Source organism: Roseobacter denitrificans OCh 114 (assembly GCF_000014045.1).
Classification (GTDB): Bacteria; Pseudomonadota; Alphaproteobacteria; order Rhodobacterales; family Rhodobacteraceae; genus Roseobacter; species Roseobacter denitrificans.
Genome location: NC_008209.1, coordinates 1569286 through 1591844 on the forward strand (window position 1 = coordinate 1569286; position 22559 = coordinate 1591844).

The 22559-nt window shown below is 59.1% G+C and carries 24 protein-coding genes; 11 read left to right on the plus strand and 13 right to left on the minus strand.

Translation table 11 applies throughout. From position 1 onward, the window contains the following. Position 1: 1 nt before the first annotated feature. The 5 genes from RD1_RS07525 to RD1_RS07545 are packed head-to-tail and all read left to right on the plus strand — an operon-like array spanning position 2 to position 2995. A complete protein-coding gene (locus RD1_RS07525; RefSeq protein ID WP_050759063.1) occupies positions 2 to 358 on the plus strand; it encodes a hypothetical protein in 357 nt (118 codons plus the stop codon). 25 nt (positions 359 to 383) lie between these two features. Next, positions 384 to 1163: a succinate dehydrogenase iron-sulfur subunit gene (locus RD1_RS07530; protein ID WP_011567877.1), complete on the plus strand. Its 780-nt coding sequence runs from the start codon at positions 384 to 386 to the stop codon at positions 1161 to 1163. Between the two features lie 9 nt (positions 1164 to 1172). After that, positions 1173 to 1886 (plus strand): ZIP family metal transporter, encoded by a 714-nt coding sequence (locus RD1_RS07535; protein ID WP_011567878.1) that lies wholly within the window; start codon positions 1173 to 1175, stop codon positions 1884 to 1886. Then, positions 1886 to 2092 carry a hypothetical protein gene (locus RD1_RS07540; RefSeq protein ID WP_011567879.1) on the plus strand — a complete coding sequence of 69 codons (207 nt, stop codon included), beginning with the start codon at positions 1886 to 1888 and terminating at the stop codon, positions 2090 to 2092. Before RD1_RS07535 ends, RD1_RS07540 begins: the two co-directional genes overlap by 1 nt. Before the next feature lie 57 nt (positions 2093 to 2149). Beyond that, complete coding sequence (locus RD1_RS07545) at positions 2150 to 2995, plus strand: urea carboxylase-associated family protein (RefSeq protein ID WP_011567880.1); 846 nt, start codon at positions 2150 to 2152, stop codon at positions 2993 to 2995. Between the two features lie 2 nt (positions 2996 to 2997). On the opposite strand, the gene deoD is transcribed toward RD1_RS07545, so the two are convergent. Together deoD and RD1_RS07555 are read right to left on the minus strand one after the other, a co-directional pair. Next, complete coding sequence (gene deoD, locus RD1_RS07550; protein WP_011567881.1) at positions 2998 to 3702, minus strand: purine-nucleoside phosphorylase; 705 nt, start codon at positions 3700 to 3702, stop codon at positions 2998 to 3000. A 63-nt stretch (positions 3703 to 3765) separates the two neighbouring features. Beyond that, positions 3766 to 5733, minus strand: coding sequence for a protein meaA (locus RD1_RS07555; RefSeq protein ID WP_011567882.1), 1968 nt, complete (start codon positions 5731 to 5733; stop codon positions 3766 to 3768). A 250-nt stretch (positions 5734 to 5983) separates the two neighbouring features. Here RD1_RS07555 and RD1_RS07565 point away from each other — a divergent pair, with 250 nt between their 5' ends. From RD1_RS07565 to RD1_RS07585, 5 genes are all read left to right on the plus strand, one after another. Beyond that, a complete protein-coding gene (locus RD1_RS07565) occupies positions 5984 to 7354 on the plus strand; it encodes a 1-acyl-sn-glycerol-3-phosphate acyltransferase (protein WP_011567883.1) in 1371 nt (456 codons plus the stop codon). 135 nt (positions 7355 to 7489) lie between these two features. Then, on the plus strand, positions 7490 to 8770 hold the full coding sequence (gene ccrA, locus RD1_RS07570; RefSeq protein ID WP_011567884.1) for a crotonyl-CoA carboxylase/reductase: 1281 nt from the start codon (positions 7490 to 7492) through the stop codon (positions 8768 to 8770). 368 nt (positions 8771 to 9138) lie between these two features. After that, the gene (locus RD1_RS07575) at positions 9139 to 9858 is read left to right on the plus strand and encodes a helix-turn-helix transcriptional regulator (protein WP_011567885.1); all 720 of its coding nucleotides are present in this window, start codon (positions 9139 to 9141) and stop codon (positions 9856 to 9858) included. Positions 9859 to 9973: 115 nt separating this feature from the next. Next, positions 9974 to 10612: an acyl-homoserine-lactone synthase gene (locus RD1_RS07580; protein ID WP_011567886.1), complete on the plus strand. Its 639-nt coding sequence runs from the start codon at positions 9974 to 9976 to the stop codon at positions 10610 to 10612. A gap of 52 nt (positions 10613 to 10664) precedes the next feature. Then, the gene (locus tag RD1_RS07585; protein ID WP_044033006.1) at positions 10665 to 12200 is read left to right on the plus strand and encodes an ATP-dependent DNA helicase; all 1536 of its coding nucleotides are present in this window, start codon (positions 10665 to 10667) and stop codon (positions 12198 to 12200) included. Positions 12201 to 12219: 19 nt separating this feature from the next. Here RD1_RS07585 and RD1_RS07590 read toward each other — a convergent pair whose 3' ends face one another. The 10 genes from RD1_RS07590 to RD1_RS07635 all read right to left on the minus strand — a co-directional run bounded on the left by RD1_RS07590 (position 12220) and on the right by RD1_RS07635 (position 21098). After that, positions 12220 to 12993 carry a TIGR02186 family protein gene (locus tag RD1_RS07590; RefSeq protein ID WP_011567888.1) on the minus strand — a complete coding sequence of 258 codons (774 nt, stop codon included), beginning with the start codon at positions 12991 to 12993 and terminating at the stop codon, positions 12220 to 12222. Positions 12994 to 12995: 2 nt separating this feature from the next. After that, on the minus strand, positions 12996 to 13910 hold the full coding sequence (locus RD1_RS07595) for a sulfite exporter TauE/SafE family protein (RefSeq protein ID WP_044033383.1): 915 nt from the start codon (positions 13908 to 13910) through the stop codon (positions 12996 to 12998). A 95-nt stretch (positions 13911 to 14005) separates the two neighbouring features. Then, entirely contained in the window at positions 14006 to 14974 is a 969-nt protein-coding gene (locus RD1_RS07600; RefSeq protein ID WP_011567890.1) for an ABC transporter permease, read from the minus strand. Next, complete coding sequence (locus RD1_RS07605) at positions 14974 to 16068, minus strand: ABC transporter permease (protein ID WP_011567891.1); 1095 nt, start codon at positions 16066 to 16068, stop codon at positions 14974 to 14976. The genes RD1_RS07600 and RD1_RS07605 overlap by 1 nt, the downstream gene beginning before the upstream one ends. A gap of 4 nt (positions 16069 to 16072) precedes the next feature. Further along, positions 16073 to 17626, minus strand: a complete 1554-nt coding sequence (locus RD1_RS07610) for an ABC transporter ATP-binding protein (protein ID WP_044033007.1) — start codon at positions 17624 to 17626, stop codon at positions 16073 to 16075. A 2-nt stretch (positions 17627 to 17628) separates the two neighbouring features. Beyond that, entirely contained in the window at positions 17629 to 18624 is a 996-nt protein-coding gene (locus RD1_RS07615; protein ID WP_011567893.1) for a BMP family lipoprotein, read from the minus strand. Positions 18625 to 18760: 136 nt separating this feature from the next. After that, positions 18761 to 19192, minus strand: coding sequence for a GNAT family N-acetyltransferase (locus RD1_RS07620; protein ID WP_011567894.1), 432 nt, complete (start codon positions 19190 to 19192; stop codon positions 18761 to 18763). Next, complete coding sequence (tsaB, locus tag RD1_RS07625; RefSeq protein ID WP_011567895.1) at positions 19189 to 19803, minus strand: tRNA (adenosine(37)-N6)-threonylcarbamoyltransferase complex dimerization subunit type 1 TsaB; 615 nt, start codon at positions 19801 to 19803, stop codon at positions 19189 to 19191. Before tsaB ends, RD1_RS07620 begins: the two co-directional genes overlap by 4 nt. Positions 19804 to 19849: 46 nt before the next feature. Next, positions 19850 to 20413 (minus strand): NifU family protein, encoded by a 564-nt coding sequence (locus RD1_RS07630; RefSeq protein WP_011567896.1) that lies wholly within the window; start codon positions 20411 to 20413, stop codon positions 19850 to 19852. Between the two features lie 229 nt (positions 20414 to 20642). Next, entirely contained in the window at positions 20643 to 21098 is a 456-nt protein-coding gene (locus RD1_RS07635) for a universal stress protein (RefSeq protein WP_011567897.1), read from the minus strand. Positions 21099 to 21235: 137 nt separating this feature from the next. Here RD1_RS07635 and RD1_RS07640 point away from each other — a divergent pair, with 137 nt between their 5' ends. Further along, positions 21236 to 21631, plus strand: coding sequence for a BLUF domain-containing protein (locus tag RD1_RS07640; protein ID WP_011567898.1), 396 nt, complete (start codon positions 21236 to 21238; stop codon positions 21629 to 21631). Here RD1_RS07640 and RD1_RS07645 read toward each other — a convergent pair. Then, the gene (locus tag RD1_RS07645) at positions 21626 to 22492 is read right to left on the minus strand and encodes a branched-chain amino acid aminotransferase (protein ID WP_011567899.1); all 867 of its coding nucleotides are present in this window, start codon (positions 22490 to 22492) and stop codon (positions 21626 to 21628) included. The two genes, RD1_RS07640 and RD1_RS07645, sit on opposite strands and share 6 nt — an antisense overlap. Positions 22493 to 22559 lie beyond the last annotated feature (67 nt).

The following is a 22559-nucleotide window of genomic DNA, read 5'->3' on the forward strand; positions in this document are numbered from 1 at the left end:
GATGATACGAAACCTATCCCGCCTTGCCAAAGGCACTGGTCTTTTGGGGGCGGCTGTGGCGCTTTCGGCTTGCGCTGCGGTGCAGGAAACCACGGACCAAGCGGGGCGCAATGCGGCCAAGACCATCATGCCAGAGGCGATCGCGGTCTATTTCCCGCAAGTGCCCAAGGCGCTGTTCACCCCTTTCACGGACTGTGTGGTGGACAATGCCAACGCCAGCGAGGTGCAGGCGCTTGCAGGTGATGCCATCGTCGGCGTCGATGCCGGCACGGCGGATACGATCCGCGCAGTGCTGAGCCGCAGCGCCACACAGGATTGTTTGCGCGCTGCGGCCCCGGCGGCTGGCTTGACGCTTTAGGACATAAGAACAGGAGACCTTAAAAATGGTTCAACTGACGCTTCCGAAGAACTCCCGTATGACCAAGGGAAAAACCTGGCCCAAACCCGAAGGGGCGACCAACCTGCGTAAATTCAGCATTTACCGCTGGAACCCTGATGACGGTCAAAACCCACGCGTGGATACGTATTTTGTCGATATGGATACATGCGGGCCGATGATTTTGGACGCGCTGATCAAGATCAAGAACGAAATCGACCCGACGCTGACGTTCCGGCGCTCTTGCCGCGAAGGTATTTGCGGATCCTGTGCGATGAACATCGACGGGATCAACACTCTGGCCTGTATCTACGGCATGGATGAGGTAAAGGGAGATGTCAGGATCTACCCGCTGCCCCACATGCCTGTGGTCAAGGACCTTATTCCGGACCTGACGCATTTTTACGCCCAACACGCATCGACCATGCCATGGCTTGAAACCAAGACGAACCGCCCGGCGAAAGAGTGGAAGCAATCCATTGACGACCGCAAAAAGCTGGACGGTCTTTATGAATGCGTGATGTGCGCCTGCTGCTCAACGTCATGCCCGTCTTACTGGTGGAATGGGGACCGTTACCTTGGACCGGCCGCTTTGCTGCATGCCTATCGCTGGATCATTGACAGCCGGGATGAGGCCACGGGCGAACGGCTCGACGATCTGGAAGATCCGTTCAAACTGTATCGCTGCCACACCATCATGAACTGCGCCAAGACCTGCCCGAAGGGCCTCAACCCTGCCGAAGCGATTGCGAACATCAAAAAGATGATGGTGGAGCGGCGCGTCTAAGCTTTCGCCATGGAAAGCGCGGTCGACAGCATCTGGGGTGCGCTCGTTCTTGCAACACTTGCGGGCGCTTCCATCCCTCTGGGCGCGTGGCTGGGCACTTTTCACCGCCATATCATGCCGGACTGGCTGGAGGATGAGGCGCGCCACGGCGTCGTAGCGTTTGGCGCTGGCGCCTTGCTGGCTGCGGTTGCATTGGTCCTCATTCCCGAAGGCAGCGAGAGGTTGGCACCTGCCCCTGCCTTGTTGTGGTTTTTTGCTGGCGGCGTGGGTTTTGCGCTGATCGACAGGATACTCGGCAAAACCGGCGGACGGCTCTCGCAGTTTCTGGCCATGATGATGGACTATCTGCCCGAGGCGCTTGCCCTTGGCGCGTTGATCGTCGGGGATCCGGGCGCGGCCGTTCTGGTGGCGGGGCTGATCGCGTTGCAGAACCTGCCCGAAGGGTTCAACGCCATGCGTGAGATGTCGCAGGACAGGCCGGTGCCGCTCTGGATTTTCTTTGTGATGGTTCCCCTTGGGCCGCTGGCGGCTTTTATCGGTGTGACCTTGCCGGCGGAACAGGACGCGTTGATCGGGGCGGTCATGATGTTGGCATCGGGGGGTATACTCTACCTCATGTTGCAGGATATTGCGCCGCAGGTCCGGTTGGATAACGCCATGCTCCCGCCGCTGTGTGGCGTGTTGGGCTTCGGGCTTGGGCTGGCGGGGGATTTGTTCATCTGATGCATATCATCATTGGTCTTTTGATCGCCTTTCTGCTTGTGATGCTCTATGAGCGCAAAAACCGCACCTCACGTATGTGTCGTTGGCGCGCGGACCACAGTGGCGATCAGGATATCCTGTACAAATACAAATGCGCCGCCTGCGGGGCAGAAACCTATACCAAGACGAAATCGCCCCCAAATCTCTGCCTGTCAGACCGTGTGTGACCCCGCAGTTTAAACCTTAACGACCGTGTCATGACCCAAACCCAAAGGAACAGAAAAGTGAGCGAACCAAAGGATGCCGATGCCCGCCGCGCCGTCAAGCCGGTGATCTGCTACCCGGTCGAGACGCTGCCCGCACCGGATATGGCGCTCTACACGCGTGCGCGCGACAGTCTGAGCAAAGTCGATGAGGTGCTCGTTCCCGCACGCGATGCACGGTGTTTTTCGGTGCCGCGCGGTCATTTCTTTCGTATCACTTCGGTGGAGGGGGCACAGGTTGGCGATCTCAACCTGCATAACGCGCAGGATGTGTCCGAGCGGTTTTATTCCGGAAAGACACGCGCCCTGCATGGCACGCATCTGACGACAGGCCAGCGCATGTGGTCCAGTTTCCCGCACCTGCGTCCGATGGCGACGATCACGCAGGACACATTGGGCTGGTACGGCATCGATCCTTTTGGCGGGTCGGTGCACGATGTGATCGGCACCCGCTGCGACCCTTATACCCATGCGCTGTTGTCCGACGGGGGGCAGTATCACCATTGCTGCCATTCGAACCTGACGCGCGCCCTCTCCGATCACCTCGGGGTGTCGCGCGCTGAGGCGGAGCCTTTGGTGCATGATGTGCTCAACGTGTTTATGTGCACAGGGTTTACCCGGGACACAGGCCAGTATTTCATGAAGGCCAGCCCGGTGCGGCCCGGTGATTTTATCGAGTTTTTCGCCGAGATCGACCTTTTGGGCAATCTGTCGGCCTGCCCGGGTGGGGATTGCTCCTCCGAGCATTCAAGCGATGCTGCGCCCTGCCATCCCCTGCTGGTGGAGGTGTTCAAACCCGCGCCGAAGGCTTTGGCAGGTTGGAACCCACCGGCAGCGAACAGCTATGACCGGACCCATGGTCCATAGTCTCAGGCGAAGGCGGCCTCCAGCGCGATTTCGACCATATCGCCAAAGGTCTGTTCGCGGTCCTCAGCCGGGAGCGCCTCGCCGGTCTGCAGGTGGTCGCTGACGGTGAGTATGGCCAACGCGCGTCGGTTGTGACGCGCCGCCAGCGTGTAGAGTTCGGCGGCTTCCATTTCGACCCCGAGGATACCGTGGCGCACCATCTGTTCGTCCAGATCGGGGCGTTCGGCGTAAAAAACATCCGATGAATAGATACCGCCCACATGGGTGCGCGTGCCTTTTGCCTTGGCGGCGGTGACAGCAGCGGCCAAAAGATCGTAATGCGCGGTGGGCGCAAAATTCACCTCACGGAAAATCCCTGAAGACGGCGAGGTGATCGTGGTGGCGGACATGGCAATGATCACATCACGCACGGCCACATGCGGCTGCATCCCACCACAGGACCCGATGCGGATCAGGGTTTGCGCGTTATAGCTTGAGATCAGCTCATTGGCGTAGATCGACAGGGAGGGCATGCCCATGCCGGAGCCCTGGATGGTCACGCGGTTGCCTTTGTAGGTGCCGGTGAACCCCAGCATGCCGCGCACTTCGTTGACCAGTTCGGCGCCGTCCAGAAAGGTCTGCGCCGCCCATCTGGCGCGGTAAGGATCGCCCGGCATCAGTACGGTTTCGGCAATCTGGTCGGGGCGGGCACCGATATGGATGGTCATGCAGGACTCCTTTGGCAGTTCGGCGCAGTTAACGGCACCTCACTGCCCTGTGCAAGCCATCAGCTACTGTGCCGCCACCGCCTGAGGGTCCGCCAGCGTGACGATATCCATCATGATCGTGTTGAGTTCAAAGTCCTTGGGCGTATAGACCCGCGCAACCCCCATCGCGCGCAGGCGTTCGGCGTCATCGTCCGGGATGATACCGCCGACGATCACAGGCACATGGGCCAGCCCGGCCTCGCGCATTTGGGTCATCAGGTCTTCGACCAGCGGGATGTGGCTGCCTGACAGGATCGACAGGCCGACCACATGCGCCTCGTCCTCCAGCGCGGCGTTTACGATCTCCGCCGGAGTCAGGCGGATGCCCTCATAGGCGATTTCCATGCCGCAATCACGGGCGCGCACGGCGATTTGTTCGGCCCCGTTGGAGTGACCGTCCAGCCCGGGTTTGCCTACAAGGAACTTCAGGCGGCGGCCCAGTTTGTCACTGACCACATCCACCGCATCGCGCAGATCATCCAGACCCTCGGTCCTGTTGGAGCGCGCACCGGACACGCCGGTCGGGCCGCGGTATTCACCATGCACGGCGCGCATCTGTGCGGCCCATTCGCCCGTGGTCACACCCGCCTTGGCCGCCGCAATCGAGGCGGGCATGACATTGCGCCCCTCTTTTGCCGCTGCGCGCAGATCACCAAGGGCTTGTTTGACGGCCTCCGGGTCCCGCGCGGCGCGCCAAGCATCAAGGCGCGAAATCTGTTCCGCCTCGACCGCCGGGTCGACGACCATGATACCCCCGTCGCCCGTCATCAGCGGCGAGGGTTCGCCCTGCTGCCATTTGTTGACACCGACCACGACGGTCTCACCCGCTTCAATACGGCCCAGACGATCGGCATTGCTGTCCACAAGGCGTGCTTTCATGTAGTCGATGGCTTCAATCGCGCCGCCCATACTGTCGAGGTTCGCGAGTTCCTGACGCGCACCTTCCTTGAGCGCTTCGACCTTGGCATCGACCGCCGGATTGCCGTCAAACAGGTCGTCAAACTCCAGAAGGTCCGTTTCATAGGCCATGATCTGCTGCATGCGCATCGACCACTGCTGATCCCACGGACGGGGCAGGCCAAGCGCTTCGTTCCACGCAGGCAATTGCACGGCGCGCGCGCGTGCCTTTTTGGACAGGGTGACCGCCAGCATTTCGATCAGGATGCGGTAGACATTGTTTTCGGGCTGCTGCTCGGTCAGGCCAAGTGAGTTTACCTGCACACCATAGCGGAAGCGGCGATATTTCGGGTCCTCAACACCATAGCGGTCGCGGCAGATCTCGTCCCACAGATCGACAAAGGCGCGCATCTTGCACATCTCGGTCACAAAGCGGATGCCCGCGTTCACAAAGAACGAAATTCGACCCACAAGTGCGGGGAAATCCTCTTCCGGGACGCGGGGTTTGAGCGCATCCAACACAGCGGTCGCGGTCGCCAGCGCAAAGGCGAGTTCCTGTTCCGGCGTCGCACCCGCCTCCTGCAAGTGGTAGGAGCAGACGTTCATCGGGTTCCATTTCGGCACATGCGTATAGCAGTATTCGGCCACATCCGCGATCATCTTGAGGCTGGGCGCGGGCGGGCAAATATAGGTACCGCGGCTCAGATATTCCTTGATCAGGTCATTCTGCACCGTGCCTTGCAGCTTTGAGATATCCGCGCCCTGTTCCTCGGCCACGGCAATATAGAGTGACAACAGCCATGGTGCTGTCGCATTGATCGTCATCGAGGTGTTCATCTGATCCAGCGGGATCTGGTCAAACAAGGCGCGCATATCGCCCAGATGGCCAACCGGCACGCCGACCTTCCCGACTTCGCCCCGGCTGAGGATATGATCGCTGTCGTAGCCGGTCTGGGTCGGCAGATCGAAGGCCACGGACAAGCCGGTCTGCCCCTTGGCAAGGTTCGAGCGATAAAGCTCGTTTGACGCTTTCGCGGTGGAATGGCCGGCATAGGTCCGGATCAGCCAGGGTCGGTCTTTCTGCGGGTGCGTCATGTGAGTCGTCCTGAATCAGCTTGAGTAATTTTCTTACGTGCAAGCTGCCATATGCGGAATTTTATATCAATGCAAATTTGCCGCGCTGCAGCAACTTGCCTGCGCTTTTGTCCTGCCATACGCCATATGTCCGCACTTGGCAAAAGCTGCGCCGTCGGGGTGATGCAGGAAAACGATGCTCATGCGCAGAACACCCGCTTGCGCGCACGAAAAAGGTTTACCCGTCGGCCAATTCTTGAAACAAGCCAGCATGACTTCGACAGTGGAATTGCCGGTTTGGTTCTTTGTTCTGATCCTGCTGTTTGCAGCAGTGACCTTTGCGTCCCACTTTCTATTTCCTTCCGTACGGTGGTTTTTCCGGCGGCGTCTTGAACGGGCCGTTTCACAACTGAACGAACGCCTGACGCGTCCGATTGAACCTTTCAAACTGGCGCGGCGCTACGACATGATCCAGCGCCTGATTTACGACCCCGAAGTCACGCGCGAAATCGTCAACTACGCAAAAAGCCATGGTGTGCCAGAGAACGTAGGCTTTGAAAAAGCCCGCAGCTATGCCCGTGAAATCGTGCCCAGTTTCAGTGCCGTGACCTATTTCGGGCTTGGGACGCGTCTGGCGCGCATGCTGGTCAACTCGATCTACGAGGTATGGACCGGCCCGCAGAACGACGAAATCATCCGGTCCATTTCCAAGGACGCCACGATCGTTTTCATCATGAACCACCGTTCCAACATGGACTACGTGCTGGTGACCTATCTGGCCGCGCAGACATCGGCCCTGTCCTACGCGGTGGGGGAATGGGCGCGTGTCTGGCCGCTCAGCCGGTTGATCCGGATGATGGGAGCCTATTTCATCCGGCGTCGCTCGCGCGGGGCGCTCTATCGCAAGGTGTTGGAGCGGTATGTGCAGATGGCGACTGACGGCGGCGTGGCACAGGGAATCTTCCCCGAAGGCGGGCTCAGTCTGACGGGACGCTTGATGCCGCCCAAGATGGGGCTGTTGTCCTATCTGGCGCAGGGGCCGAACGGGCCGGCGCGCGATGTGGTCTTTGTGCCGGTTGCGATTAACTATGACCGCGTTCTAGAGGACCGGGTGCTGATCGCGGCCGCTCAACGAGGGGATCGTCGTTTTGGCGCGCGGATATCGGTCGCCGTGCGGTTCATATTGCGCAAGTTCTGGCAGGCACTGCGCGGCCGCTACGTGCGGTTCGGCACCGCAGCGGTGGTTTTCGGCGAGCCGTTGTCCATTCGGGGCTTTTGCGCTGAGCGGTCGGTGGAGGATCTGGCCGCCGAACTGATGACACGGATCGAAGACGCCATGCCGGTCCTGATCGTTCCCTTGCTGGCGCGTCAATTCCAGAAACGGCCCGGACCGGTGTCACAGGACGAACTGGTTAATGAGGTGGCGCGCGATGCGGCCAATCTGGGCGATCACATGCCGCGGATGTCGCCGCCGGATCTGGCCAAGGCCGTGGGCAAGGGGCTGGTGCGCATGCGGCGCAACAAAGTGCTGGAACAGCGCGGCGCGCAGTGGCAGACGATTGGCTCCGAGCGTGCGGTCATTGATTTCTACGCAAATTCGATTGCCCACAGATTTCCGGAGGATCAGGTCGCCGCATCATGATTTCTGCAGGTGCTCGGTCATAAAGTTACAAAAATGAGGTCTCATATGTTGCAATGTTGCGTATGAGAACTTATTCAGAGCGCAGAGCGACGCGATTCTGCGGCGCGGCATGAATGAAACAGGCTGGAGACTGCAATGGCACTGGATACGACCGTCGCACATTACGAAGCACCCGAAAAAGATCTCTATGAGGTCGGTGAGATGCCCCCCATGGGCTATGTGCCAAAGCAAATGTATGCTTGGGCCATCCGTCGCGAACGCCATGGCGAGCCTGACAAGGCAATGCTGCAGGAAGTGGTGGATGTGCCGGAACTCGACAGCCAGGACGTGCTGATATTGGTGATGGCGGCCGGGGTGAATTACAACGGTGTCTGGGCTGCGCTGGGTAAGCCGATCAGCTTTTTTGACAGCCACGATGAACCGTATCAGATCTGCGGGTCGGATGCGGCCGGGATCGTTTGGGCGGTCGGAGATCGTGTGACGCGCTGGAAAGTGGGCGATGAAGTGGTCGTGCATTGCAACCAAGACGATGGCGATGACGAGGAATGCAACGGGGGCGATCCGATGTATTCGCCATCGCAGCGTATCTGGGGATATGAAACCGCGGATGGGTCCTTCGCGCAATTCACACGCGTTCAGAGCCAACAGCTTATGCCCCGCCCCAAACACCTCACCTGGGAAGAGTCTGCGTGCTACACGCTGACACTGGCAACGGCGTATCGGATGCTGTTTGGTCATGAGCCGCATGACCTCAAGCCGGGGCAGAACGTGCTGGTCTGGGGCGCATCGGGCGGGCTTGGATCCTATGCGATCCAGTTGATCAACACGGCTGGTGCCAATGCGATCGGCGTGATTTCGGATGAAAGCAAACGCCAGTTCGTGATGGACCTCGGTGCCAAAGGCGTTCTGAACCGCAAGGATTTCAACTGCTGGGGACAATTGCCCACGGTGAACACGCCTGAATATGCCACATGGTTTACTGAAGCCCGCAAATTCGGCAAGGCGATCTGGGACATCACGGGCAAAGGCGTGAATGTCGATATGGTGTTTGAACATCCCGGCGAAAGCACGTTCCCGGTGTCGACCTTCGTCGTTAAGAAAGGCGGTATGGTCGTCATTTGTGCGGGGACCACGGGTTTCAACCTGACGTTTGACGTGCGCTACATGTGGATGCATCAGAAGCGTTTGCAAGGCAGCCACTTCGCCCACCTCAAACAGGCGAGTGCGGCGAACAAGTTGATGCTGGAACGGCGGCTCGATCCCTGCATGTCCGAAGTCTTCAGCTGGGCTGACCTGCCGCTGGCACATATGAAAATGCTGCGCAATCAGCACAAGCCGGGTAACATGTCGGTCCTGGTACAAGCGCCGACAACGGGACTGCGTACATTGGAAGACGCTTTGGAGGCGCGCAGTTAACCGCAAACCGAGTCGTTTTGAATGCTGAAGCCCGCGAATCACCACAGTGAATCGCGGGTTTTTTACTTCAAGAAACTGACGCTGTGCAGGATCAACAGGTTAGAAAACCGCGCATCGCTATTTCTGGGGAGTGTATATCCGCGAATTTCAAACGTGGTTACTAAATGGTACATTATTCTTAATCATTTGTTAACCTTTGAGAGGCGAGTCTACCATGCGAAGCGACTGGATACTGGACGCCCTGACGGACTTGAAAACTTTTGCCACGGCCAACGATTTGCCGGTACTTGCGGAACAGTTGGACGATACTGCGATTGTCGCATTGGCAGAGATTGCATCGCTTCATGAAAGGACGCAGAACAACGCTCATGGCGACGAACACAGTAGTGGAGGAAGTGCTAGCGGCGCTGGAGCAAGCGGACACGCTTGAAGGAATAAACGAGGCTATATTCACGCTGCGGGGTCACTTTGGCGTCGAGCATATGGTCTATCACTGGGTTGACAGTGCGGGCGAGCAATATGGCTACGGCACATACTCCCTTGAATGGGCAGCACGGTATCAGGAGCAAAACTACATTCGCGTGGATCCGGTCGTCATCGGGTGCTACCAAAGGTTTCACCCTGTAGACTGGAAACGCCTCGACTGGTCGAGCAAGGCCGCAAGGGCGCTTCGTGCCGAAGCTGCGACATACGGATTGGGCAACCAGGGCTATTCTATTCCCATCAGGGGCCCTAACGGGCAGTTCGCGCTCTTTACGGTGAACACCAGTTGCGACGATGAGGAGTGGGCGAAATTTACCGAAGAAAACCGGCGTGAGCTGATCCTGATCGCCCATTATTTTAACCAAAAGGCGCTGGAGTTCGAACCTAACAAGACACCCGAGCAATCGCAGGCTCTGTCGCCCCGGGAAATTGATGCGATGACGCTCCTTGCAATCGGATACAACCGAGCGCAAGTCGCTGAAACTCTGTCGATTTCCGAACATACACTGCGCGTCTACATCGAAAGCGCGCGGTTCAAATTGGGTGCTGCCAATACCACACACGCAGTTGCCCGGGCCCTCAGCAGGGGCCTTATCGTGGTCTGAGTCTTTGGCGTTTTGAAGGCCAAAGGTTACCAACACGCGCGTGCGGGTTGGCGGCTGTTAAGCATCCTCAAGTTATTCCTTTGGTCATCAAACGAACCGACCAGAGGAAAAACAAATGATCCGTTATCTATACGCTGACCAACTGAACCAACACCCGAAACTGCGCGATTCCATGTTCCGGGACCGCGCGGATCAGTTCAAGACGCGGCTGGGTTGGGACGTTGATATCGACGAAAACGGGTTCGAACGGGATCAGTATGATGCGCTGAATCCGCTCTATGTGATCTGGGAAAACGCAGATGGCACGCACGGCGGGTCCATGCGCTTTTTGCCGACGACTGGCCGTACGATGATCAATGAGCACTTTACCGATATTCTGGGCGGCGGCACTATTACCAGCCCGCTGATCTGGGAATGCACACGTTTCTGCCTGAGCCGTGGTGCGGAGAGCAAAGTGGCCGCGGCCTTGATGCTGGCAGGGGGCGAAATCATGCAGAACTTCGAGGTTGCGCATTTTGCCGGTGTCTTTGATGCGCGCATGGTGCGTATTTATCGCCTGATCGGTTCTTCACCGGAGGTGCTGGGCAGCATGGGCGAGGGCAGGGACAAGATCAGCGTCGGTCTGTGGGAGTTCACGCCGGATGCACAGGCCAAGGTCGCAGCCAAGGCCGGTCTTTCGCTGGAGTTGTCCCGCCTGTGGTTCAACCGCGCCTTTGGCACCACATCCGAACAAACACTGGCGCAGGCCGGTTAAAACAGAGCGTTCCTCACTGGTTCCCGGCGTGGCCTGCCTGTAGGGTCACGCCATGGATGCCTCTGTTGTAAAATACTCTGATGACCAAGCGGTTGCCTTTGATGCGGTAACTGCTTTGCTGAGCGAGGCAGGCATAAACCTCGAAGATCAACTCCTGATGCCGCCGCGCAGTTCCAAGGCGGCGGTCATGGCGATCACCGGTAAGGCGGGTTCGGGAAAAACCCTCCTGCTTGCAGAGCTTTACAAGGCCATCCAGGAAGCGGGCGTTGATGTGGTTTCAGGGGACTATGAGCCGCGCAAGAAACGCGACAGGCGCACATTGGCCATTCTGGCGCCGACCAACAAGGCGGCATCGGTGCTGCGGTTGCGCGGTGTTCCGGCAACCACGATCCACCGCATTTTATACACCCCGGTCTATGATCCCGAATATGAACGGATTGCGGAATGGCTGGCCGGCAGTGGTGACAAACCCGAGACCCAAGCGTTGAGCGAAGCAGCGTTGGCGCGCGCCGAAGCCTTTTATGCCAACAATAAATCCATCCCCGGCGCGCTGGCGGCCGCAGGATTGCGCGGTTCGGATTTTATCACAGGCTGGAAACGCCGTGAGGAACCGCTTGATATCGGTTTCGTGGATGAATCCTCCATGCTCGATGACAGGCAATTCGAGGATCTGCGCGAGATTTTCCCCACGCTTTTGCTTTTCGGGGATCCGGCGCAACTCGCCCCGGTCAACCAGTCCGGCGCGATGGTGTTCGACAAACTCCCGGCCCCGCGCGTCCTGAAACTCAGCCGCGTGCACCGTCAGGAAGCGGACAACCCGATCCTTGATCTGGCGCATGCCCTGTCGGACCCCGACATCGGTTTTGAAACCTTCGAACGTATGGTCGAAGACGCCGCAAGTCGCGATGAACGTGTCGTCTGGGGTCAGCGGGTCGAGGTCGACCTGATGGCGCGCAGCCCGGTGCTGGTTTGGCGCAACGCGACCCGGATCCGCTTGATCAATGCCTTTCGTCAGGTGCATGGCGCGCCCGAAGATGCGTTGCTGGAAGGTGAACCGCTGATCTGCGACGGGCTGGAACTGCCCTTGAAACACCGCAAGAAACGTCTGGATCTTGAGGCGCGCGGGCTGATCAAAGGGGCGCAGGTGATCTATCTGGGCGAGGGGCGCAAACCGGGGTTCAGCCGTTTGCACGTGATGGGGGCCGAAGACCCGCAAGTCTCTGCCGCGTCGATCGTAAAGATTGAAAAACCCGATGAAGAAGAACCGTTCATCCCCTTTGCCGCGCGCATGGGCGCGACTTTTCTGCATGGGGCGGCGGTGACGATCCACAAGGCGCAGGGCAGCCAGTGGGACACGGTACAGGTCTTTGCACCCGACCTTTACGCAGCGGCGCGCATGGGGCGGTCCGAGGCCGGACAACCGCTGTGGAAACGGCTGGCCTACGTGGCGATCACGCGCGCGCAAAACAGGTTGGTCTGGGTGGTGCGCAACCGTCTTGCAAAGCCCACGGGTGGGTTGCGGGTTGATGATCTGCGCGCCTTGCCCGCCGCGCCGCTGAGCCTTGCGCAACCCGAGACGGAGGGGTGAAGGTGCCGGTCGGGCGGCGTCAAGCGCGAAAAAGCTTGAAAACGGCGGCCGCCCCCCAGCCTGCGGCGATGGCGATGGCAAGTGACATCAACCCGTAGATCAGGGGCTGCTGGCGTGACAGTTCGAACAGCCAGCGTTCCATGCCAACCTTCTGGACGTCGATCGTGGTTTCATAGCTGGATACCACATCGCCCCCGCGTGTGAGGAAAATACGGGTCACGTAATCCCCCTCGGTCAATGCAGCGGGCAGGCGTACCGATGTGCGAAAAAGCGTCTGTTCCTCGATCTCGACACTGCCTTCGCGCAACTGGTAAACATCGCCGTTTTCCCGGATCCGAATGAGTGCTTCGGTAAAGCTGGCCGAGTCCTGTATATCCTGAGGTGCGCCCACGGACCGGATCGCGCGCGGCACAGACACCTTGTGGCGCAGGTCTTCGACCTCCTTGAGCACTTCGCGCAACGGACCGCTGGACAGGACCGCGTAAAAACTTGGCGCTGCATCCACATCGACCGCATCGGTATTGACCCAGATGCCCAGCTTCTTTTCCTTGCGCCGCACCGTGATCGGCAGCGATGGCCCGGCCACGGTCACGATCACCTGTATGGGGGGGCCATCCGGGATCAGCTCTTCGCGCTTGATGGCGCCGAAAATCAGAATTTCCGAGCCGTCAAAATTGGTGTTGATCGAAATCCTGTCCTTGCTCAGGCCCAGAACGACTTCCTCGGCAGGCGCTGTTGAGGCTGTCATTGCCAGTGCAGCAAAAGCGATCAGGGTCAAAAGGCGTGCGAGCATTTTCAATGACCCGCGCTTGCGCCGATGGAATACAGCTCCGAAGGCATCAGAAGCAGATCAAGCGCCAGTTTCCCACAGACAGCAAGAACCATAATGGCGAGCAGGATGCGCAGCTGTTCCGCCTTGAGCTTCACGCCGATGCGCGTGCCCACCTGTGCGCCGATCACGCCACCAATCAGCAGCAAAACAGCCAGTACGATATCTACGGTAAAATTGGTGGTCGCATGCAAAAGCGTGGTGAAGGCGGTCACGAAGATGATCTGAAAGAGGGAGGTGCCGACAACAACCTTGGTTGGCATGCCAAGCAGATAGATCATGGCAGGCACCATGATGAAACCACCACCCACCCCCATGATGGCCGCCAGAATCCCAACACAAAGGCCAACAATCAACGGTGGGATGACCGAGATGTATAGACCCGAGACCCGGAACCGCATTTTGAACGGTAACCCATGGATCCAGTTGTGTTTTTTACGTGCGGGCGGCTTGCCCTTCTTGGTATTGCGGATCGCATTGAGGCTTTCGATAAACATCAGCCCGCCGATCACGCCAAGGAAAACAACGTAGCACAGCTTGACCAGCAGATCGACCTGGCCCTGCGCTTTGAGGTAGTTGAAAATCACGACCCCCACAGCGGCCCCGGCAAGGCCGCCGATCAAGAGCACCGTTCCCATCTTGAGGTCTACGGTCTTGCGTTTGAGGTGCGCCAGAACGCCGGAAAACGACGAGGCGACAATCTGGTTTGCTTCGGTCGCCACGGCAACAGCCGGTGGAATGCCGATGAAAAAGAGCAGCGGTGTCATCAGAAATCCGCCGCCGACTCCGAACATTCCCGACAAAATGCCCACGATGCCGCCAAGGCCTAGCAGCAGGAAGGCGTTGACCGACACTTCGGCGATGGGGAGGTAGATTTGCATGACCTCGTTTAGGCGCAGGGCCATGCAAAATCAATGCTTAGCGGGCCTCTGGACGCATCAGGACTGATGAAATTTTGAAAACTGGCCTTATGTGGCTAGCGTTCCTTTACATAGGGTTGGCCGCCCGCACGTGGGGGAATGGCCTTGCCGACAAAACCCGCCAGAATGATGACCGTCATGATGTAGGGCAGTGCGCCGAGGATTTGCCCCTGTACCTTGATGCCAATCACCGCCTGAATGACGTCTGGTCGCGTTTCCAACGCGCCGAAAAGCCCAAACAGCAGCGTGGCATAAAGCGCATACCACGGGCGCCATTTCGCAAAGATCAGCGCGGCAAGCGCGATGAAACCACGCCCGGCTGACATGTCCTTGACAAAACCGGCCTGCAGCGCGGTCGAGAGGTATGCCCCCGCGATGCCGCACAGGACGCCGCAAATCAGCACAGCCGCGTAGCGCAAACCGACAACGGATACGCCTGCGGTATCTACCGCCGCAGGATTTTCGCCCACCGCGCGCAGGCGCAGCCCGAAACGCGTGCGGTAGAGGACCCACCACGTCAGGGGCACGGTTGCAAAAGCCAGATAGACAAGGATCGAATGACCCGAGATCAATTCGCCGTAAATCGGGCCAAGCAACGGAACGCTTGCCAGCGCATCGGCAAAGGGCAGGGTGATCGGCTCGAACCGCGCACCGCCCATGAGCGATGGCGTGCGCCCCCCTTGCTGAAACCAGTCCTGCGCGATCAGGACCGTCAGCCCGGCAGCGAGGAAATTGATCGCCACACCGGAAATAAGCTGATTGCCGCGAAAAGTGATGGAGGCGACGCCGTGCAGCAAGCTGAGCGTCATGGACGCCGCAATCCCCGCCATCAGGCCCAGCCAGACCGAGCCGGTGATCGCCGCGATAGCGGCGGAAAAGAAAGCAGCCGCCAGCATCTTGCCTTCAAGCCCGATATCGAAAATGCCAGCGCGTTCCGAAAACAACCCCGCAAGACAGGCCAGCAGCAGCGGCGTTGCAAGGCGCACGGTACTGTCGAGCAATTGAATGAGAGTGAGGAAATCCATCACGCTTTCCCCCGCTGCAGCATCAGGAAAATACGCTCCAGCGGCATGCGCACCATGTTATCGAGCGCGCCGGTAAACAGGATGACAAGCGCCTGAATGACGACAATCAACTCGCGCGGGATCGACGTCCAGAGCGCAAGTTCAGCACCGCCCTGATAAAGAAATCCAAAGAGGATTGCAGCCAGAAACACGCCAAAGGGGTGGCTTCGACCCATGAGGGCCACGGCGATGCCGATAAAGCCGGCCCCTTCAACCGCGTTCAGAACCAGCCGCTCGGCCTCGCCCATGACGTTGTTGATGGCCATCATCCCGGCCAGTGCGCCGGAAATCAGCATGGCGATCATCGTAATCGCGACCGGGGAAATGCCTGCATAGCGCGCGGCGGGTTCTGATTTGCCATAGCTGCGGATCTCATAGCCAAGCCACGTGCGCCACAGCAGCAGCCAGACCAGCACGCAGGCCACGATCGCGATCAGAAAGGTGACATTGGCGGGCGCGGCCTTGGAAAAGCTGATCCCCACCGTGGCAAAGATGTCATGGAGCGTCGGCAGATGAACCGCCTCGGGAAAGCGCGCGGTGGCGGGGTCCATGCTGCCCGCAGGACGCAGCAGATTGACCAGCACATAGTTAAGCACGGCTGCGGCAATAAAGTTGAACATGATCGTCGTGATCACGATGTGGCTGCCGCGTTTGGCCTGTAAAAACGCAGGGATCGCGGCCCATGCTGCACCAAAAAGCCCCGCAGCCACCGTGGCCGCGATAAGCGCAACCGTCCAATGCGGCCAGGGGATCAGCAGGCAGGCCAGCGCGACGCCAAGCCCGCCCAACATCGCCTGCCCCTCGCCGCCGATGTTGAACAGACCGGCATGAAACGCGACAGATACCGCCAAGCCGGTGAACAGAAAGTTCGTCGCGTAGTAAAGGGTGTAGCCCCAGCCGTAGGTGCTGCCCAAGGCGCCGGTCACCATCAGCTTGACCGCGGCCACCGGGTCTTCGCCGATGGCCAGAATGACCAGCGCCGACAGGATCGCCGCGAGGATCAGCGAGATCAGTGGCACGAGGATGACTTCTGCCCACTTTGGCACGACGTCCATGGTGTTAGCTCCCCACTCCGGCCATCAAAAGGCCCAGTTCCTTTTCATCGGTCTCTGCCGACAGACGTTCGCCCATGATGTGACCGTCGAACATGACGGCAACGCGGTCGGCGAGCGCCAGAATCTCTTCCAACTCAACCGAGACCAGCAGGATCGCCTTACCCTGATCGCGCAGTGCGACAATCTGTTGGTGGATGAATTCGATCGCGCCGATATCCACGCCGCGCGTCGGTTGCCCCACCAGCAACAGATCCGGATTGCGTTCAATTTCGCGCGCCAGTACGATTTTCTGCTGGTTCCCGCCCGAAAAACTCTTGGCGGCGAGGGCCGGGTTGGGCGGGCGCACATCGAAACGCCCCATCTTTTCCTCGGTATCCGCGCGGATGGCCGTGTTGTTCAGGAACAGACCGGATTGATACCCTTCGGAGCGGTGATAGCCAAAGGCGGTGTTTTCCCAGGCTGCAAAATCCATGATCAGACCTTCGCGCTGGCGGTCCTCGGGCACATGTCCGATCCCGTGGGTGCGCCGTGAGCGGCCATCGGAATCGCGCCCGGTCAGATCAAGGGCCGTGCCGTTCAACGTGATCTCGCCGGTGCCATGCGCATAGCCGCCGAGCACTTCGAGCAATTCAGACTGCCCGTTGCCCGCAACCCCCGCGATCCCGAGGATTTCGCCTGCGCGCACCTGCAAATCGATGCCCTTCAGACGCGCGACCTTTTGCTCGTCCACGACGCGCAGGTTTTTGATGTCCAGAATGACTTTGCCGGGTGTGGCAGGTTTTTTATCCACCCGCAGCAAGACCTTACGGCCCACCATCAGTTCTGCAAGTGCAGCGGGTGACGTCTCGGATGTTTTGACAGTCGCAGTCATTTCCCCCCGGCGCATGACGCTGACCGTATCGGTGGCCTCCATGATCTCGCGCAACTTGTGAGTGATCAGGATGATGGTTTTGCCCTCTTCGCGCAGGCGGCTCAGAATCCGGAACAGCTGATCCGCCTCGGCCGGGGTCAGCACGCCGGTGGGTTCATCAAGGATCAGAATATCGGCGCGACGGTACAGCGCCTTGAGGATTTCGACACGTTGCTGCATGCCGACGCCGATCTCTTCGATCAGCGCATCCGGGTCCACGTTCAGCCCGTATTCCTCTGCCAGTTCGATGAGCGTGCGGCGCGCCTTGGCCAAAGAGGGGCGCAGCAACTTGCCATCCTCGGCACCCAGAATGATGTTTTCGAGAACGGTGAAGTTCTCAACCAGCTTGAAATGCTGGAAGACCATGCCGATGCCCGCAGCGATGGCTGCCTGACTGTCGGGAATGTCGGTTTTCTTGCCTGCGATGAAAATCTCGCCTTTGTCGGCCTTGTAAAATCCATAGAGGATCGACATCAGCGTCGATTTCCCGGCGCCGTTCTCGCCAATGATCCCGTGGATCGTGCCGGGCATCACACTGATGGAAATGTCTTTGTTGGCCTGAACCGGGCCAAAGGCTTTTGAAATGCCTTTCAATTCGATGGCTGGGGCGGCAGTGGCCTGCCGCCCCAAAGTGCTTTCAGAACTCACGTTCAGAAGCTCAGTACCGGGCAACTGTCGTCGGACATATAGTCATGGACCGTCACTTCGCCAGCTGCAATCTGAGCCGAGGCTGCGTCCACGCTGGCCTGCATCTCTTCGGTCACCAACGAGGCGTTGTTTTCGTCCATCGCATAGCCGACACCGCCATTGGCCAGCCCCATGACCTGAAAACCAGTCTCCAGCCCCGGCCCGTCGGTAAAGGCTTCGAACACGGCATTGTCCACGCGTTTCATCATGGATGTCAGGACCTTGCCCGGATGCAGGTGGTTTTGGTTGCTGTCCACGCCGATGGACAGAATGCCCTCATCCGCTGCGGTTTGCAAAACGCCGACGCCCGTGCCGCCCGCAGCCGCATAGACCACATCCGCGCCTTGGTTGATCTGCGCCTTGGTCAATTCCGACCCTTTCACGGGATCATTCCACGCGGCAGGCGTCGTTCCCGTCATATTGGCGATCACGGTCGCATCCGGGTTGACCGCCTTGACCCCTTGCGCGTAGCCACATGCAAACTTGCGGATCAGGGGGATATCCATGCCGCCGATGAAGCCGACGGTACCTGATTTGGACGCCTGCGCGGCCATCATGCCGACCAGATAGGACCCTTCATGTTCGTTGAACACAACGGAGCGGACGTTGGGCGCATCCACAACCATGTCGATGATCACGAAGCTGGTGTCAGGATAATCCGCCGCGACCTGTCCCAAAGCATCCCCAAAGGCAAAACCGGCCATCACAATGGGGTTTGAACCCGCTTCTGCAAAGCGGCGCAGGGCCTGTTCGCGCTGTGCTTCGGATTGCAGCTCGATTTCGCGGAACGTCTGCCCGGTTTCTTCGGCCCAGCGGGTTGCGCCGCCAAAGGCCGCTTCGTTGAAGGATTTGTCGAATTTACCGCCGAGGTCGAAAATCAGCGCAGGTTCCGCCAGTGCGGCACCCGCCGACAAGGTCATGGCTGCCGTTGCGCCAAGAAATTTTTGCATGAGGGTCATTTAGGGTCTCCCAGGTTTTGATATTGGAGCAGTGTGCATGGGCATCACCCTGCCACCGCTCTTGTTGAGCAGATGATTTCTGATCCTGCCCAATTTAGGGCCTAAGGCATTGGCCGGGTCAACCGGTTTTTGTCCTTCAGGCCGGTGATTCAGCCCCCTTACGACGGGTCAATTCGCGTCTCATGAGCAGCGCGTCCGCATTGGCGCCATCTGCGCGCGCGTAATAGGCTGTGCGCCGCCCGGTGACGGCGAATCCATGTTTGACGTAAAGGGCGTGTGCGGCTTCATTATCTGCTGCGACGTCCAGAAATGCCGCGTCCGCCTCAACCGAAACGAGCCATGTTTTCAGCAGGGCATCAGCGATCCCGCGCCGACGGTATTCAGGATGGACCGCGAGGGTCAGGAGTTCCGTTTCCCCCGCGACGGTGCGCGTCAGGGCAAACCCGTTGTTCTGTGTAAAAAGATCGACATGCGGGGATGCGCAGAGGGTGTCGAACTCATCAGCCCTCCACCCGCGCTCCGGGGCGAAAGCCACCTTGTGAAGCTGCGCGAGGACCGAGGGCGTCATGTCAGGATCATGGGGGGGGCGTCTTTTGCAGGTGCCGCATCCGCGGGCCTGATGTAGAAGGGTGCGGGGCGCTCAGGCGTTTCATTGCGTCGCTTGGCTGCAATATGCGCGATAGCCACCGCCGTGGGCACCGCGGCCGCATCGCCACCCGCGCCGATCAGCGGGCCCTCGTGGGTCGGACATTCCGCATGATGGAAGAGGGCGGCATCACGCGCGCTGCCATCCTTTGCGGTGCTTTGAAAATACACATGGTCGCGCCGCGCGTCGATGGCGCAGGCAAAAGGGGGTGTTTGCCCGTATCCCAAGGCGTCGAACGCCGTCACGCCCACGGCCGGCACCCCAAGCCCCAGCGCCAGCCCGCGCGCCGCAGATACCGATATGCGAATTCCTGTGAAATTTCCGGGGCCGGTGCCCACGCCGATCACATCGACCTCGGGCAGCGAAATGCCGGCTTCGGCGAGAAGCTCCTCACAGATCACAAGCAGGCGTTCCGCCTGTCCCTTGGTCATCGGTTCAACCCGTGTGGCGAGCAAGTGATCACCGCGGATCACAGCCACAGCGCAGCACGCCGACGCGGTATCAAAGGCGAGGACAACGGGCGCGCTTGTCACTGTCAGGTCTTTCAGTGATTTCGGGGCGGGTAGGCTGCGTCCGGTGTCAGGTAGCGACCGGGCGCACCTCGGTCACTTCGGGGATATAGTGACGCAGCAGGTTTTCGATCCCCATCTTCAGCGTCAGCGTAGAGGACGGACAACCGGCGCAGGCACCCTGCATATGCAGATAAACGACGCCCCGTTCGAACCCGTGAAAGGTGATGTCACCACCATCCTGCGCAACAGCAGGGCGTACACGGGTGTCCAGCAACTCCTTGATCTGGTTGACGATTACACCGTCATCCCCTGTGTGCTCGGCATGGCCGGAGGTCGGTGTGTGATCGCCGGCCATGACAGGTTGGCCGGATTGGAAATGCTCCATGATCGCGCCAAGCAGGGCAGGTTTGATATGGTCCCAATCCACATTATCCGCCTTGGTCACGGTGACAAAGTCGGTCCCGAAAAACACACCGGTCACGCCCTCAACCGCAAAGACGCGTTCGGCCAGCGGGGATTTATCCGCTGTCTCCGCACTGGGAAAATCGGCGGTCCCCATTTCAAGAACGGTCTGACCCGGCAGAAACTTGAGCGTCGCAGGGTTCGGCGTGGATTCGGTCTGGATAAACATCGGCAATCTCCTGAGGTTGACCTAGATATGCGGATCACATCTGCGCAAGTCAAGGTTTAGAACCGTTCTAAAGCACAATGCGAAAAACCTTGATCAGGCAACGCTGCCTGAAATCAAGAATATCAACGCGTTACGTGATATTTGACGTCCCAGATATTTCGCCGGGCGCTTTAAACGCGTGCTGGCGGGTTTTCGCAATACGCCCCGATCACAGCGCCCGCGGCGGCGCTCAGGTGATTGCTTCGAGTTTCTCTTTGCTCAGATCGCCCGGCACGACCGTGATTGGAATGGGCAGGCCCCCGGCATTCTTGGTCAGCTGTGTAACCAGCGGGCCGGGACCTTTCTTGCCTGTGCCGGCACCCAGAACCAAAACGCCAATCTCAGTGTCTTCTGCGATCTGTGCCACGATTTCATCAACGGCCTGCCCCTCACGGATCACCAGTTCAGGATCAATGCCCTGCCGGTCCCGCATCCATTTCGCGAAGACCTCAAAATGCACTTCGATACGTTCGCGCGCTTCTTCGCGCATGACTTCGCCGACACCGATCCAGTGGTTGAACTCATCCGGGGGAATGACCGACAGAATCTGAACACCACCGCCTGTGCGTGCGGCGCGCATCGCGGCAAATCGCATCGCATTCAGACATTCACTGCTGTCATCGAGTACCACCAAAAACTTGCGCATGATCGCACGCTCCCCTGTTGGCGCAGATCATGACCGCAGAAACAGGCTTACGCAATCGCAATTTAGGCGCGAAAGTCACTGGACAGCTTTGCAAATCAGGATCACATTGAGGGCGGTCTGGACAAGGGTGGACAACAATGGCGCTGCAACAACTCATCTATGCGTCGCGGCCCTTCGGATATGATTCATCCGTCTTGGCGGGCATTCTGTCCAAAGCGCGTGTCAGCAACAAGCAGAACGACATCACCGGATCGCTGATCTGCCGGTCCGATATCTATCTGCAACTCATTGAGGGTCCGTCAGAAAAAATCGACACACTGTTCGAAAAGATACGCAGGGATGATCGCCACGTTGAGGTCACCGTCTTGTCACGCGCGCAGCCACAAGACCGGCTGTTCCCGGAGTGGGACATGAAACATGATCCGGCGCATTCGTGGCTTTGGTCGCCGGATGAAATCCACGATGGCATCCTGCAGACCGTTTCCGCAGATCAGGTGAGGGCGGTATTTATCCGCTCATCCGAGGCGTCATAAGCGCTCTGACGCGGCCCAGTCCCAATACATCTCGCGCAGTCGCCGGGTCACCGGACCCATCTGATAGGATGTGTCCTCAAACGCCTTGACGGCGGTGATCTTGGACATGTTCCCGGTCAGAAACACTTCATCCGCTTGCTCGAAATCAGCAAAGCTGAGCACCTTTTCATGCACTGTAATCCCGTCGCGCTGCATATTGGACATATGCCGCGCGCGCGTGATCCCGGCCAGAAATGTGCCGTTCGGAATCGGTGTGAACACTTCGCCATCCTTGACCATGAAGACATTGGCCGTCGCTGATTCCGCGACATTGCCCATGGCATCCGCGACGAGTGCATTGCCAAAGCCCCGGCGACGCACTTCATTGAGCATGCGCGCATTGTTTGGATAAAGGCACCCTGCTTTCGCGTTGACGACGCTGCTTTCCAGCACGGGCCGCCTGAAACTGGTGCGCCCGAGGCTCACGGCCGTATCCGCCGGGGCCATCGGGATTTCCTCAAGCGAGATGGCAAAACCGACCTGATCAGGGTCAGGCACGATCGCTGTGACATCGCCCTCGATCCCCCAATACATGGGCCTTATGTAAACCGCATCCTGCGGGCCATAGGTTTTAAGACCCTCGCGGATGATCTCGACCATGGCTTCTGCCGTGACCGTCGGGTTCAGCATCAAGGCGCGGGCAGAACGGTTCACCCTTTTGCAATGGGCCAGCAGATCAGGGGTTTTCCCGTTGAAATACCGCGCACCGTCAAACACGCTGCTGCCCAGCCAGCTGCCGTGGTCCGCCGCGCGCATGATCATCACGTCATCCCGGTGCCAGCGCCCGTCAAACCACGTTGAAATATTCGTTCCGGTCGCCATCCGCCGCACCCCTTTCATCCATCGCGGCAACGTCGCTGTTTTATGGCGTGGGGTCAACGCCCTGTTG